The organism is Micromonospora yongxingensis, assembly GCF_052601155.1.
In genome coordinates this window covers 257,959-272,412 of record NZ_JBQXEO010000001.1, presented here as the reverse complement: position 1 = coordinate 272,412, position 14,454 = coordinate 257,959, and the positions used below count along the sequence as shown (strand labels likewise).

The window sequence follows — 14,454 nt, the reverse complement described above, 5'->3', positions numbered from 1 at the left end:
ATCCACTCCGGGTCAGCGATGTTGCGCGTCCAGGTGACTGGGACACCGCGACGGCCGCGCGGAAGCGGATCACCAGGCGAGCGATGTCCCAGACGATTCAGCTCCAAAGGTTGCACCCGGAGCCGGGCCGGACGGCGGCGGGACGCTGACGTGAGCGATGATCGGCGGGTGATTTCGCGAGGCACGGCAGCACGGCGACGCACGATCCCCGGCGCGGCGGTCGCGACGGCTCTCCTGCTCGGCGCCTGTGCTCCCGCCGACCACCGAGGCCAGGCCGGGGACGCCACGAGCCCGCCGCCCGGGCGCACGACCGCGCCCAGTCCGACGCCCTCGGCGTACGTGAGCCCGCCGTTCTGGTGCCCGGAGTCGGGCGTGCGGATCCGGTCGAGGGGATCGGACGCCGCCATGGGGCTGCGCGCACTCGGCCTGGAGCTGGTCAACTGCGGCGACCGCCCCTACCGGATCGAGGGACACCCGTCGCTGCGCGTGCTGGACGAGGACCGCAAGCCGATCATCCTGCGCGTGCTGCCCGGGGCGAAGGAGATCACCGCTGGCTTCGACCAGCCGCCCCGCGAGGTCGTCCTCGGTCCTGGTGAACGGGCCGTCGCCACCGTCCTCTGGCGCAACCTGGTCACCGATTCGACCGTGGTGGCCACCAACGGGACGTACCTGCGGGTCGCCCCCGCTGCCGGGCAGCCGGCCGAGGACGTCGACCCGGACGGCCCGATCGACGTGGGCAACACCGGCCGGATCGGCGTCAGCGCCTGGAAGAAGGACGACCCGTCCACACCGGTGCAGCCGGCTGTGAGGCCGCCAGCTACGACGTGATGTCCTTGCGGGTGAAGCGCCAGAAGGCCAGCCCCCAGAACAGCGTCGCGTAGCTGATCGCCGAGATGCAGCCGCGGACCACGTCGTCGGTCTGCACCGGGGTGGAGAGCAGCCCCAGCCAGGCGGTGCTGAAGTGGGTGGGCAGGAAGTCACGCAGCGCACCGAGGGCGGTGATCTGGTCCAGGATGCTGGACAGGATCCACAGCAGCACCGCGCCGCCCACCGCGCCCAACGCGGCGTCGGTGGTCACCGACAGCAGGAACGCCAGACCGGCCACCACCAGCAGAACGACCGCCAGGTAGCCGAGTACCGCCAGTAGCCGCAGCAACCCCTCGGTCGGCTCCAGCTCGGCGGCGACGGTGCTCCGCAACGGCGACCAGCCGTACCGGAGGGTGCCGGCGACCAGGGCGGTACCGGCCAGCAGCAACAGGGCCAGCCCCGAGTACGCGAGCGCGACCACCAGCTTCACGGTGAGCAGCCGGGCCCGGGGCACCGGGATCGCCAGCAGGTACCGCAGGCTTCCCCAGCTCGCCTCGCTGGCCACCGTGTCGCCGCAGAACAGCGCGACGACCACCACCAGCAGGAACGATGCCGACACGAAGATCGAGAACAGGGTGAAGTTGAGCCCGCTGGAGGTGGCCAGGTCGACCAGGCTGGCGAACTCGTTGTTGCCGTTGTCGTCGTCGCCGCCGGAGTTGAACTGGAAGGCGACCAGGATGATCAGCGGCAGCAGCACCATGAACCCGAGCGCCAGCTGGGTCCGGCGCCGCGACGCCTGGCGGCGGAACTCCGCGCCGAACGGCATTGTGGCCGACGGCCGGTAGCCCCGGGCCGCACCGGACGGGTCGGCGACGCCCACCGGCGCCTCGACGGACGAACCAGCCATCACCGGTCACCGCTTCCCCGAGAGTTCTCGCCCACCAGGGCGAGGAACGCGTCCTCCAGGCGCCGCCGGGGCACCACCCGGTCCACTCCGATGCCGGCACGCACCAGCTCGGCCACCACCTCGCTGCGGGCCGTGCCGTTGGTGTCGACCACCAACTGGCCGTCGCTCTCCGGCAACACCCGGACCCCGTGCAGCCGGTCCAGCACCGCCCGCGCCGCCACCGGATCGGTGACGTCGAAGAGCACGCTGGGCGACTCGCCCACGATCTCCTCCACCGGCCCGGACGCCACGATCCGGCCCTTGTTGACCACCACCGCGTGCGTGCAGGTCTGCTCCACCTCGGCCAGCAGGTGGCTGGAGACCAGCACCGCCCGACCGTCCGTGGCGTACCGCTGGAGCACCCGGCGCATCTCGGCGATCTGCGGCGGGTCGAGCCCGTCGGTCGGCTCGTCCAACACCAGCAGTTCGGGGAGACCGAGCATGGCCTGGGCGATGGCGAGGCGCTGGCGCATCCCGTGGCTGTAGTTCTTGATCTTCCGGTGTACGGAGTCACCCAACCCGGCGATCTCCAGGGCCGCGTCGAACTGTGCGTCCTCCCACGGGCGTCCGGTGGCCCGCCAGTACGCCTTCAGGTTGTCCAGGCCGGACAGGTGCGGCAGGAAACCGGGCCCTTCCACCAGCGCGCCGATCCGGGAGAGCACCGGCGAGCCGGGCACCAGTCGGCGGCCGAAGACGTAGATCTCCCCGGCGGTCGGCTGGGTCAGCCCCATCAGCACCCGCAGGGTGGTGGTCTTGCCCGCGCCGTTCGGCCCGAGCAGGCCCACCACCTGACCCGGGTGCACCTCGAAGTCCACGTTCGACACCGCGACGAAGCCGTCCGCGTACTCCTTGCGCAGCCTGCGCACGGCCAGCGGCGTGTCCGCGTACTCCGGATGCACGGAGCGGTCCTGCCGGCGATGCCGGCGGCGGACCACGGCCACGACCACGACGAGGCCGATCGCGATGGCGGCGAGCAGACCGGCCAGCACCCAGCGCCACAGCGTCGCCGCGGTCGGAATCGGCTCGCCGCTGACCGTGGGCAGGCTGACCGCGCCGTCCGCCGCCACCGTGTAGACGGTGGGCTGGGCCGGTGTGGTGTACGCCTGGTCTGAGCTGGCCACCACCAGCCGCAGGCGGTGGCCGGCCTCGACCCGGCGGACGATCCCCGGCAGCGTGACGGTGACCGGGCGGGCGTCCTGCACCCGCTGCGGCAGGCCGGTGAGCCGGACCGGGGCGACCAGACCGTTCGGCAGGGTGGCCGCGCCCTCCGGGTCGACGTCGTAGAGCTTGACGAAGAGCACCGCCTCGCCGGTCGGCGACGCGGCCCGCAGGGTGACGGTGGGCGCGCCCGCCACGTCCACCGCCTCGGTCAGCGGCGCCGACTCGAACCGGGCGTGCTGGCCGGGCACATCGCCGGCCACCCCGTCCAGCAGCGAGGCGAGCCCGCCCGCGAACGGGATCGAGGAGATGGCGGCCGGGTTGCCGTTCGGCGGGTTCGCGATCGGCTGTGCCGGGCCGGCGACCGCGACCTCCTGGCGGGCGTTGCCGGTCAGGCCCGGGTAGTCGGCGCGGCGGAAACCGGTGGCGACGAGACCCCGGTCGAGCGCGTCGAAGCCGGCGATCCGGGACCAGGTGAAGTCGTCGCCGGGCGCGTCGCCCTCGCCCTTGACGTAGTGGTCGAGCCACTGGACGGTCAGGAACTTCACGCGGTCCGAATCCGAGCGGGGGCCAGCGCCCCCGTCGTGCCCGCCGGTGAACCAGGCGACCCGCACCGGAGTGCCGGCAGCGGCGATACCGCGCGCGTTGGCGTCCGCCTCGCCGAGTGGGAAGAGGGTGTCCGCCTCGCCCTGCACCAGCAGGGTGGGTGCCGTGATCCGGTCCAGTACGCCCGCCGGGCTGGAGCGGCGCAGCAGGTCCACGGCCGCCTGGTCGGCCCGCCCGGTGGTGGCGATCCGCAGGTACGCGGCGCAGACGTCGGCGGCGAACCGACCGCAGGACGGGTCGGCGGCGCCGGCCGGGGCACCACCTGGACCCGTGCCCGGGCCGGAGCCCGGCCCCGGGCTGGGCGGGCCCGCGGAGGCCGGTGCGCCCTGCGGCTGGGCGGCGGTCCCTCCGGAGATCCCGGCCGGGCCGGTGCCCACGTTGCCGCCCCCGCCGAAGAAGAGGCCGGCCCAGCCCTTCTTGAACACGCCCTCGGTCGACGCCCCGCCGGTGCTCTCCGGCAGGAACGCCCGGGACAGGTCGTTCCAGGTGATCATGGGGACGATCGCGTCCACCCGACGGTCCTGGGCAGCCAGCAGCAGCGCCAACCCACCGCCGTACGAGCCGCCGACCACGCCGACCTTCGGGTCGCCGGCCGCGTCGGTACGCACCTCCGGCCGGGCTGCCAGCCAGTCCAGCAGGCGCTGCGCGTCGCGAACCTCGTAGTCAGGGCTGTCCAGGTGGATCTCGCCGCCGCTGCGGCCGAAGCCCCGCGCGGTCCAGGTGAGCACCGCGTAGCCGCGCCCGGCGAACTCCTCCGCGTCGGACCGCACCGACTCCTTGGTGCCTCCGAACCCGTGTGCCAGCAACACCGCCGGCACCTTCCGGCCGGACGACGCGTCGTCCGGCAGGTAGAGGGTGGTGTCCAGGTCCACCGGCTGGTTACCGGCCGGTCCGGAGCGGACGGTCAGCATCGCGCTCTCGGTGCGTACGCCCGGTCCCTGCGGCCACACCGCCCAGGTGACGGCGGCCGCCAACAGCACGACGACCACGACTGCGGCGATCGCACGGCGGCGGGTGGGCAGTGCACGCCGGAACCACGCGGCCGGCGACGGCGATCTCATGCGGCACACGGTACGGGCCACAGCCTGAGCGTTGGCTGAGATCCGCCGTACGTCCGTCCGGTTGCCCCGATCGGCGACCGTACGGCTGCGACCGCGCACCGTCCGACGCGGCCCAGGGAGTTGAGTTCGCATCACGTGAATTCCGATCTTCGGCGGATATCCACCTCGATCCCTTCATGTCACACCCGCCGATGGAACACAGCGTGCCGGCAACACGGACGAACAGTGACATCGCTCGAACTGACGCAAAACTGACTCACCGACGACCGGTTGGCCAACGGAGGGTTCGGTTAGTTTTCCGGTCCGGTGCACGGGACTCATCGGCGAAACCCGACACCGCGCGACCCCCTGCCCGACGCCGGAGGAGACACACATGACAGTCCCCGCGCCGCGGGTCCGTCGACGGCCGTCCATGGTGGGTCGGCTGCTGCCGCTGCTGCTGATCGCGGCGCTGCTGGCGCCGGTGGGTCTGCTCCTCACGCAGACCTGGCGGCAGACCGGCGACGACCGGGACCTGGCCGCCCGGGAACGGCTCGGCGTGCAGTACCTCCGCGCCCTCGCCCCGGTCACCGGCGCACTGGTGGACGCCCAGTCCGCCGCCGTCGGCGGCCGTCCCGTCTCCCGGGAGGCGCTGACCCGCGCGGTCGAGGAGGCCGCCGCGGTGGACGGCCGGATCGGCGCCGAGCTGCGCAGCCAGGAACGGTGGGCCGGGCTGCGGGCCAAACTGGAGGCGCTGCGCGACCGTGTCCCCACCGACCCCGAGTCCGCCTACACGGCCTACGGCGAGGTCAGTGACCTGTTGCTGGCCCTGCACCGCAAGGTTCGTGAAAGCTCCGGGCTGGTGCGCGACCCGGGCGCCGACTCCTTCTTCCTCCAGGACAGCGCCGGTCAGGAGCTGCCCGAGGCGGTGGTGTCCGCCGGCCGACTCGCCGACCTGGGCACGCTCGCCGCTCGGCGTCCGGCGGACCAGCGGACCCGCAGCCTGTTGGAGCTGACCGGTCTGCGGGTTGCCGCCCTGACGCCCGCCACCGACCTGGTCGACAACCTGCGCGCCGCGGTGGACAGCTCGGAGAGCACGGACCTGGGTGCGAACGTGCTGACCCCGCTGGACACCTACCAGCGCTCGGTGGAGGCGCTGGCCGCCTCCTCCGCCCCGGCCGCCGGCACGCTGGACCCGGCCCGGCTGGCCGCCGCCCGGCTCGATGCGCACACCGCCGCCCTCCAGCTCCAGCCGGTCATCCTCGGTGAGCTGGACGCCCTGCTGGTCGAACGCATCGACGGGTTGGACCGGGACCGCTGGGTGACCATCGGCGCCGGGGCGGCCGCCGTGCTGCTGCTGGGTTGGCTCGCCGCACTGCTGACCGCAGCCGCCCGTCGGGCCCGTCGCCGGGCCGCCATGCCCGCCCCGCCCGCGGAGAGCCGCGACAGTACGCCGCCGGGCGACCCCTGGCAGCCGCCGGTGGGCGCCGGCCGACCCGGCGACGCGCGGCCGTTGCAACCGGTGGGCGCGACGCACAACCCGGAATCCGCCCAGTGGGGGCCCTTCGATGCTGCTCGCTAGGCTCCGGATCCGGGGCAAGCTCGCGCTGCTCGTGCTGATCCCCCTGCTCAGCATGGTCGGCCTGGCCGTGCCCGTGGTCCTCGACCGGGTGGCCGCGGCGCAGCGCGCCGACGACATCGCCGAGCGGGTGCGGCTCGCCAGCCGGGTCGGCAGCCTGGTGCAGGACCTCCAGCAGGAACGCATCCTGTCGGTGGGTTTCCTGCTCGGCCGGGTGGAACGCGCCGAGCTGATCCGCAAGACCGCGGACGTGGACGACCGGGTCGCCGACCTGCGGGCCGCGGGCAGCGAGGCGCTGACCGACCGGATCGACCACGCCCTGTACGGGGTGTCCAGCCTCGTCGACCTGCGGACCGCCGTGCTCGCCCGCTCGGCGAGCCCGACCCAGGTGATGGACGCCTTCGGCCCGGTCAACCGGGGAATGATCGAGTCGCTGCGGCTGCCGTTCAGCGTGGACACCGACACGCGGCCGGGCCGCCAGGTGCTGGCCCTGGACGGGCTGCTGCGGGCCGACGAGGGGCTGGGCGCCTGCGCCACCCTGATCGTGCTGGTCAAGGCGACCGACAGTCCACAGGCCAGCGCCGCCTACGTGGCGTGCATCGCCGCCCTCCAGGTGGACAGCCAGCGCTTCCGCGCCCTCATCACGCCCGAGCAGTTGACGGTGGCGCGGCTCAACGACGTGGCGGTGGCCGCCCGTACGAGCCCCGACTTCCTGGTCAGCAGCTCCCGGGACCCGGCCGGCGCGATCCGCGACGTGCCGCTGGACGCCCTCTTCCCGTCCGTCCGCTCCATGATCCGGCTCGGCCAGTTCGTGGAGAAGAAGCTGGTCGCCGACGTACTGGCCGAGGTGACCGCCGAACAGCGGCGGGCGCTGACCGCCGCGTACCTGGTCGGAGGCGCGGCGGCACTGATCCTGGCGATGGTGGTGCTGCTCAGTGCGGTGGTCGCCCGGACGGTGGCCCGGCCACTGACCCGGCTCACCCTCTCGGCGGACCGGGTCGCCCGGCTCGCCGAGGCGGAGCTGGTCCGGGTCGCCGACGACGAGACGGAGATCGCCCAGCCGGTCCGGCTGGATCCGGTGGACATCCGCGCCCGCGACGAGATCGGGGACCTGGCGCGGGCCTTCGACCGCGTGCAGAGCACGGCGGCCCGGCTGGTCGAGCGGCAGGTCGCCGGCCGGCGCAACGTGGCCCAGATGTTCGGCCACGTCGGCCGCCGCACCCAGAACCTGGTCGGTCGGCAGATCGCCCTGATCGACCGGCTGGAGCAGCAGGAGGCCGACCCGGGCCGGCTGGAGCACCTCTACCGGCTCGACCACATCTCCAGCCGTCTCCGTCGTAACGCCGGCAGCCTCGTGGTGCTCTCCGGCTCCGCCGGGGCCGACGCGCACACCGCGCCGGTGCCGCTGGCGGATGTGGTCCGGCTGGCGCTCGGCGAGATCGAGGACTACACCCGGGTGGAGGTGCGGGTGCCGGCGGGCATCTCGGCCGCACCGGCGGTGGTCGGCGACCTCGTGCTGGCGCTGGCGGAGCTGATGGAGAACGCCACGGTCTTCTCCCCGCCGCACACCCGGGTGCTGGTGGTCGGCGAGTCGTCCGGGCTCGGCGCCCGGATCACGGTGGTGGACAACGGCATCGGCATGAACGACCAACGGTTGGCCGAGGAGAACGCCCGGCTCACCCGCCGGGAACGCCTCGACCTGACGCCGACCGAGGTGCTCGGTCTCTTCGTGGTGGGTCGGCTGGCCCGCCGCCACGGCTGGACGGTGAACCTGGCCGCCACCCCCGGTGGCGGGGTGACAGCCCGGCTGGAGATCCCGCCGGCGTCGCTGGTGCTGCGACCTGCCGACCGGGCCGGGGTCACCGTGGCACGGGCCGCGGTACCGGACCGGGACCGCCGCTCGCCGGCCGCGCACGACCGCGACCGGGGTACGCGGTCCCTCACGCCGGCCGCCCCCGCGGCTGCCGCCGGCTTCGACTCGGACCTGCTCAGCCGTGCCAGCCGCAGCCTGGAGTCGGGCAGGTCGTGGGACGCGTTCGGCGCCGGTGCCTCCGTGCCGCGGCAGATCGGCGCGCCCGCCGACGCCTCGGCGGCGCCCGCCCCGGTCGACCTCCCGGCAACCGACTCGGGCCTCCCCCGCCGACCGGCGCGTGGCACGGCCGGCGGCCCGGGTATCGCCGGTGCCGGCATCGGCCAGCCGGGCCGTACGGGGCCGGGAAGCCCGGAACCAACGGGTACGGCCGGCCCACGGGTCCGGCAGCGGGTGCCCGGCGCCAGCCTGCCCACCACCGTCGCGCCGGTCGGGCCGGTGGACGCCACCAACGCCGACCCGGCCGCCGCCCGCGCGTTGGTCGAGACGTTCCAGGCCGGCGTACGCCGGGCCGAGCGGAGTGTGCCGACGGCCGGAGCCGGATCGGCCGTGGTGGTGGATCCGAGCGTGACCCTCGACCTGCCGGCCACGCCGGGCGGTCTCGGCCCCACGGCGGCGGACACCGACGGCTCGGCCGGGGCCATCTCGGGCCGGCCCCGGCTGAGCCGTCGGGTACCGGGAGCCAACCTCACCGTCACCCCGCCCTGCCAGGCGGCCAGCTCGCACCTCGGGGACCCGGCCGAGGTCCGCGATCTCATCACGGAGTTCGAGGCGGGCGTCGCCCGTGCTCTGCGTGAAGTCAGCCCAGACCGTCGGAACGAAGAAGGATCATCACGGTGACCAGCCCCTTCCTGCACGACAACGTCGACCACCAGAGCCAGTCCGGCGCCGTCGGTGACCTCAGCCCGGAGGCCCGCACGTTCAACTGGCTGCTGGACTCCTTCACCTCCAGCACGGCCGGCGTGCTGGAGGCGATCGCGGTCTCCTCGGACGGGCTGCTGATGGCCATGTCGGCGATCAAGGACCGTTCCAACGCCGAGCGGCTCGCCGCCGTCGTCTCCGGCATGACGAGCCTCGCCGGCGGCGCCGCCAGTTGGTACGCCCTGGGCGGCCTGAACCGGGTCATCGTCGACATGGCCGACGGCTACCTGCTGATCAGCGCGATCAGCAGCGGATCGGTCCTCGGCGTGGTCGCCGACCGGTCGGCGAACCTGGGCACCGTCGCGTACGAGATGACGCTCTTCGCCGGACGGGCCGGTGGCGCCCTCACGCCGCGGTTGATCGTCGAGCTGAAGAACGCCGTCCAGCAGTGACGCCCGAGGTCGCCGGCGAGGATCCGGATCCGGAACCCGGGGTGCGGATCCGCCCCTACCTGCGTACGCCGCCCACCGGTGGCGGCGCGTCGGCGGCGCTGCCCGAGCCGGGCGGTGAGGGGCCGGGCGGTCCCCGTCCGTTCGTCCTCACCTCCGGGCGGGTGTCCGGTGCTGATCCGGCGATCGGCCTGGAGACGCAGGTGACCGCCCGCGCGGACGGCGGCTGGTGGGCCGGCGCGCCGGCCGCCCTGCTGGCACCGGAACTCCAGGCGATCATCGCGCTCTGCGTCGACCCGATCTCGGTGGCCGAGATCTCGGCCCGGACCCGGCTGCACTTCGGCGTGACCCGCGTCCTGGTCGGCGACCTGCGGGCCGCCGGGCACCTGGACGTGCACGTCACCGACGACGCCTACGACCCCGACCTCATCCTGCGAGTGATTGATGGACTCCGTGCGATCTCCTGAATGGCCGGTCGCCCCACTCGGGGGGCTCGCCGGCAACAGCGCCGCCGCCCGCTACGGCACCTCGCCGGTGCCCGCTCCCGCGCTCGGACGCATCGACCAGCCACCGGCCGCGCCACCGCCGTACGGGCAACCGACCGGTACCGGATCGCCGCCTCGGGCCGGCCGGCCACCGGCCGCGCCTCCGGTCCCGGTGAAGATCCTGGTCGCTGGCGGGTTCGGGGTGGGCAAGACCACCACCGTCGGCGCGATCTCCGAGATCGCGCCGCTGACCACCGAGGCGGAGATGACCACCGCCGGGATCGGTGTGGACGACCCGGGCAGCCGGTCGACGAAGACGACCACCACGGTGGCGATGGACTTCGGTTGCGTGACCATCGACCGCAGCCTGAAGCTCTACCTGTTCGGAACGCCGGGGCAGACCCGCTTCGGCTTCATGTGGGACGACCTGGCCCGGGGTGCGCTCGGCGCCCTGGTCGTCGTGGACAGCGCCCGGCTGGACGACTGCTTCCCGGCGATCGACTTCTTCGAACGGGCCGGGCTGCCGTTCGTGGTCGGGGTCAACGCCTTCGACGGGCGGCTGGCCCTGGAGCTCGCCGAGATCCGGTGGGCGTTGGCCATCGGGGATCATGTACCCCTGGTGCAGTTCGACGCCCGGGACCGGCTTTCGGTACGGGACGCCCTGCTGGTCGTCCTGGACCGTGCGCTGGACCGGGCCACCCGGGACAGGAGGGCCTGAGCCGACCGGCTCCGGCCGTGACGGGAAGGGGTGATCTGGTGAGGGGTGACCTGGACGAGACGCTGGCCCGGTTGGCCCGGCGCGAGGAGGCGCTGCGCCGGCGGGCCAACGACCGTGACGACAGCGAACCACCGCCGGGTCCGGTGGGTGGGCCGGTCCAGCCCGCAGCCGGGCGGACCGACGCCCGCAACGCCGGGCCGGGCCGGCACGACGCCCGGCACGCGGGACGGGAGACCCACGAGGTGGCCGGGTGGGGTCCGGTCGAGGAGGTGGCCGAGGCGGTACGGCAGGTCGTCGGCGCCCACCCGGGGCTGGCGGTGACCGTCCGTGTCGAGCACGCCGGTCGGACGTACCCGCTGCGGGTCTCCTGGAGCGGTCCGGACGTCACGGTCGGTCCGGAACCCTCGGCGGCCCCCGTGGAACCCCCGCCGGCCTGGCCGCTGTCGGGGCGGACGGTGCCGGCCTGGGCGCCCGGCCCGGACGGGCTGACCCCTGATCCGGCGGCCCGGCTGGCCGAGCTGATCCGGCGGGACCCGTCGCTGTTGGACGAGCTGGATCCCCGGCGGTGACCGGCGGGGCTGGCCGGCGGCGCGTACGGTCGGGCGGTGGCGCAACCTGACCTGACCCTGACGGCGAGCCTGCGGCCGGCGGCGCTGGACGCCCGCAGGGGCATCGTGCGGCTGCACCCGGAGGTGCTGGCCGCGCTCGGGCTACGGCCCGGTGATCCGGTGCGGCTGGCCGGCCGCCGGGAGACGGCCGGAATCGTGGCGGCGGCGGAGCCGGGCGCGGGCGCCGGCCTCCTGTACGCCGACGATCTGACGCTGGGCAACCTCGGCCTCCGGGACGGCGGTCAGGTGCGGGTGACCCCGGTGCCGTTGACCCCGGCGAGCCGGGTGACCCTGGCCGGGCCGGTGGAGGTCGTCGCGGCGGTCGCTCCGGAGATGCTCCGGCTCGCCCTGCTGGGCAAGGTGGTCACCGCGGGCGACGACGTGTCGCTGCTGCCGCAGGACGTGCTGCCGGACGCCTCGGTACGCGCGCTGATCGAGGCGGCCCGGCGCAGCCTCGCCAACACGGTCGGGTTCGCCTGGACCAGCACCCTGCTCACCGTCGTGGCGGTAGAGCCGGCCGGCGGCGCGCTGGTCACCATGGACACCCTGGTCGGCTGGGAGCACGGCTCGGTCACCCACGGCTCCGTCCCCGGCCGGCTCGCGCCGGCGGAGCGGCCCCGCGGGGACGCCGGCGGGTACCGGCCGGCCGCTGCGGCTGCGGCGGTCGACCCGGTGGACGACGACGCGCCCGACGTGGAGGAGCTGCCCGGCCTGCGGGCCCAGGCCGAGGAGTTGACCGAGCTGCTCGACCTCGGCTTCCACCACCGGGAGGTGCTGGGCCGGCTGGGCACCACCATCTCGTTGGGAGTGCTGCTGAGCGGGCCGGCCGGCTCCGGCAAGTCCGCGCTGGTCCGGGCGGTCGCGGCCCGGGTCGGCGCCCGCGTCCACCCGCTCTGGGCGCCGGAGGTCGCCGCACTGGCCAGTCAGGCTGCCGCCGACCGGCTGCGCGCCGCGGCCACGGCGGTCCGGGCGGGCGGGCCGGCCGTGCTGCTGGTGACCGACGTGGAGGCGCTCGCCCCGGCGGACGAGCCCGGCCCGGTGGCCACGGTGTTCCGGCAGGTGCTCGCGGAGACCGTCCGGGCCGGCGTCGCCGTGGTCTGCACCACCGGCCGGCCCGAGGCAGTCGACCCGGCCCTGCGCGCGCCGGACCTGCTGTCGCTGCGGATCAGCATCCCGCTGCCCGACCCGGCGCTGCGCCGCGAGCAGCTCACCGTGCTGACCCGGCAGGTGCCGCTCGCCGACGACGTCCGGTTGGACGAGGTGGCGGGGCGTACCCCCGGATTTGTCGCGGCGGACCTGGCGGCGCTGGTCCGGGAGGCCGGGGTACGGGCGGCGCTGCGGCAGAAGTCGGCCGAGACGCCGACCGTGTCGATGGCCGACTTCGCGGCAGCCCTGGAGGTGGTCCGGCCGACGACGATGGCCGCGTCCACGCTGGAGCTGGCCTCGGTGACCCTCGACGACGTGGGTGACCTGGTCGAGGTGAAGCAGACGCTGACCGAGTCGGTGCTCTGGCCGCTGACGTACCCGGACACGTTCGCCCGGCTGGGCGTGCAGCCGCCGCGCGGCGTGCTGCTCTACGGGCCGCCGGGCTGCGGCAAGACGTACCTGGTCACGGCGCTGGCCGGCTCGGGGCGGGCGAACGTGCTCTCGGTGAAGGGCGCGGAGCTGCTCTCCAAGTGGGTGGGTGAGAGCGAACGGGCCGTCCGCGAGCTGTTCCGGCGGGCCCGGGAGGCGGCCCCCACGCTGATCTTCCTGGACGAGGTGGACGCGCTGGCGCCGGTCCGTGGCCAGGCCAGCGACGGGGGCACCACGGATCGGGTGGTCGCCGCGCTGCTGACCGAGCTGGACGGGGTGGAGACGCTGCGCAACGTGGTGGTGGTCGGCGCGACGAACCGGCCGGACCTGGTCGACCCGGCGCTGCTGCGGCCGGGCCGGCTGGAGCGGCTGGTGTACGTGCCGCCGCCGGACGGCGCGGCCCGCGCGGAGATCCTGCGCGCCTCCTCCCGGAACGTGCCGCTGGCACCGGACGTCGATCTGGCCGCGCTCGGTGGGGAGCTGGACCGGTTCTCCGCCGCCGACTGCGCGGCGCTGGTCCGGGAGGCGGCACTCGCCGCGATGCGGGAGTCGTTGACCGCCGCCACGGTGACCGCCGCGCACGTGGCCGCGGCCCGACGCCGGGTTCGTCCGTCCCTGGACCCGGCACAGGTCGCTGCGCTGGCCGCGTACGCCGCCGACCGATCCTGATCACAAAATTGATCGAGGAGTCAACCTTTCGCGACGGCCAGGGTGTTCCTACGACGTCAGATTCCCCAGTGGAGACATCCACGACGACGTCAGGCGGTGCTTCTTGCGCAAGCTGCTCGCTCTTCTCGCCGTTCCCCTGGTGGCGGCGGCCACCCTCGCCACGGTCGGTTCGCCCGCGACCGCCCATCCGGCGAAGCCGTTTCCGGCCCGGATCGCCCTGCCCGACGGGTTCACCCCGGAGGGACTGACGATCGGACACGGCACCACCGTGTACGTAGGGTCTATATTGGACGGTGCGGTCTGGCGGGGTGACTTACGCACCGGACGCGGCTCGGTGCTGATCCCGGGCGTGCCCGGCAAGGACAAGGCCGGCCTCAAGCTCGACCAGCAGGGCCGGCTGTGGACCGCCGACTTCTCCGGCGGCGGCGCCAGCGTGTACGACGCGGGGACCGGCGCCGAGCTGGCCCACTACCAGTTCACCGACGAGCCGGGCAGCTTCGTCAACGACCTGGTGATCACCAAGCGGGCGGTCTACTTCACCGACTCGGCCCGCCAGGTGCTGTACGTGGTGCCCCTGGGCCCGGGTGGCCGCCTGCCGGCCGCCGGCAACTTCCGGGTGCTCCCGCTCACCGGCCCGGCCGCCACGCCGGACGTCTACCACAACGGGATCGTGGCGCTGCCGGATGGCGATCTGCTGGTCGCGCAGATGCTGCCCGGCCGGCTGGTCCGCATCGACCCCCGCACCGGCGGCAGCCGCCTCGTCGACCTCGGTGGTTACTCGGTGGAGCGGGCCGACGGGCTGGTGCTGCGCGGGCACACCCTCTACGTGATCCGGAACCTGACCAGTGTCATCGCGGTGGTCCGGCTGAACGCCGGTTACACCGCCGGTGTGGTGCAGCGGGAGATCACCGGCCCGCAGTTGCGGGTACCGGCGACCGGTGACCTGCTCGGCTCGTCGCTGTACGTGGTGAACGGCCGGTTCGACGTCGAGTCGACGCCGGACACCGACTACGACATCGTCCGGGTGCCGGCCTGATCCACGCGGTCGGCGGCGGCCCTCTCGGGTTGCCGCCGGCCGGGTCG

The 14,454-nt window shown here is 74.3% G+C and carries 11 protein-coding genes; 9 read left to right on the top strand and 2 right to left on the bottom strand.

The window, feature by feature from the left end:
- Positions 1-168 precede the first annotated feature (168 nt).
- Positions 169-828: a DUF4232 domain-containing protein gene (locus ACTWLT_RS01270; protein WP_445316795.1), complete on the top strand. Its 660-nt coding sequence runs from the start codon at positions 169-171 to the stop codon at positions 826-828.
- On the opposite strand, the gene ACTWLT_RS01265 is transcribed toward ACTWLT_RS01270, so the two are convergent.
- Positions 818-1,714: an ABC transporter permease gene (locus ACTWLT_RS01265; protein ID WP_445316794.1), complete on the bottom strand. Its 897-nt coding sequence runs from the start codon at positions 1,712-1,714 to the stop codon at positions 818-820. The genes ACTWLT_RS01270 and ACTWLT_RS01265 overlap by 11 nt on opposite strands.
- Positions 1,714-4,578, bottom strand: a complete 2,865-nt coding sequence (locus tag ACTWLT_RS01260) for an alpha/beta fold hydrolase (protein ID WP_445316793.1) — start codon at positions 4,576-4,578, stop codon at positions 1,714-1,716. The genes ACTWLT_RS01265 and ACTWLT_RS01260 overlap by 1 nt, the downstream gene beginning before the upstream one ends.
- Positions 4,579-4,951: 373 nt before the next feature.
- On the opposite strand from ACTWLT_RS01260, the gene ACTWLT_RS01255 reads away from it, so the two are divergent.
- From ACTWLT_RS01255 to ACTWLT_RS01220, 8 genes are all read left to right on the top strand, one after another.
- Positions 4,952-6,139, top strand: a complete 1,188-nt coding sequence (locus ACTWLT_RS01255; RefSeq protein WP_445316792.1) for a hypothetical protein — start codon at positions 4,952-4,954, stop codon at positions 6,137-6,139.
- Positions 6,126-8,846: a sensor histidine kinase gene (locus tag ACTWLT_RS01250; RefSeq protein WP_445316791.1), complete on the top strand. Its 2,721-nt coding sequence runs from the start codon at positions 6,126-6,128 to the stop codon at positions 8,844-8,846. The genes ACTWLT_RS01255 and ACTWLT_RS01250 overlap by 14 nt, the downstream gene beginning before the upstream one ends.
- Entirely contained in the window at positions 8,843-9,319 is a 477-nt protein-coding gene (locus ACTWLT_RS01245) for a roadblock/LC7 domain-containing protein (RefSeq protein WP_252417235.1), read from the top strand. The genes ACTWLT_RS01250 and ACTWLT_RS01245 overlap by 4 nt, the downstream gene beginning before the upstream one ends.
- Positions 9,316-9,783: a DUF742 domain-containing protein gene (locus ACTWLT_RS01240; RefSeq protein ID WP_445316790.1), complete on the top strand. Its 468-nt coding sequence runs from the start codon at positions 9,316-9,318 to the stop codon at positions 9,781-9,783. The genes ACTWLT_RS01245 and ACTWLT_RS01240 overlap by 4 nt, the downstream gene beginning before the upstream one ends.
- Positions 9,761-10,519, top strand: coding sequence for a GTP-binding protein (locus ACTWLT_RS01235; RefSeq protein WP_445316789.1), 759 nt, complete (start codon positions 9,761-9,763; stop codon positions 10,517-10,519). The genes ACTWLT_RS01240 and ACTWLT_RS01235 overlap by 23 nt, the downstream gene beginning before the upstream one ends.
- 38 nt (positions 10,520-10,557) lie before the next feature.
- Positions 10,558-11,088 carry a hypothetical protein gene (locus ACTWLT_RS01230; RefSeq protein ID WP_445316788.1) on the top strand — a complete coding sequence of 177 codons (531 nt, stop codon included), beginning with the start codon at positions 10,558-10,560 and terminating at the stop codon, positions 11,086-11,088.
- Between the two features lie 36 nt (positions 11,089-11,124).
- Positions 11,125-13,371 (top strand): AAA family ATPase, encoded by a 2,247-nt coding sequence (locus ACTWLT_RS01225; RefSeq protein ID WP_445316787.1) that lies wholly within the window; start codon positions 11,125-11,127, stop codon positions 13,369-13,371.
- A 103-nt stretch (positions 13,372-13,474) separates the two neighbouring features.
- Positions 13,475-14,407, top strand: a complete 933-nt coding sequence (locus ACTWLT_RS01220; RefSeq protein ID WP_445316786.1) for an SMP-30/gluconolactonase/LRE family protein — start codon at positions 13,475-13,477, stop codon at positions 14,405-14,407.
- Positions 14,408-14,454 lie beyond the last annotated feature (47 nt).

Coding starts and splice junctions, on each gene's coding strand:
- ACTWLT_RS01265 (WP_445316794.1), bottom strand. CDS start 1,714: ATGGCTGGTTCGTCCGTCGAGGCGCCGGTGGGCGTCGCCGACCCGTCC.
- ACTWLT_RS01260 (WP_445316793.1), bottom strand. CDS start 4,578: ATGAGATCGCCGTCGCCGGCCGCGTGGTTCCGGCGTGCACTGCCCACC.
- ACTWLT_RS01255 (WP_445316792.1), top strand. CDS start 4,952: ATGACAGTCCCCGCGCCGCGGGTCCGTCGACGGCCGTCCATGGTGGGT.
- ACTWLT_RS01250 (WP_445316791.1), top strand. CDS start 6,126: ATGCTGCTCGCTAGGCTCCGGATCCGGGGCAAGCTCGCGCTGCTCGTG.
- ACTWLT_RS01235 (WP_445316789.1), top strand. CDS start 9,761: ATGGACTCCGTGCGATCTCCTGAATGGCCGGTCGCCCCACTCGGGGGG.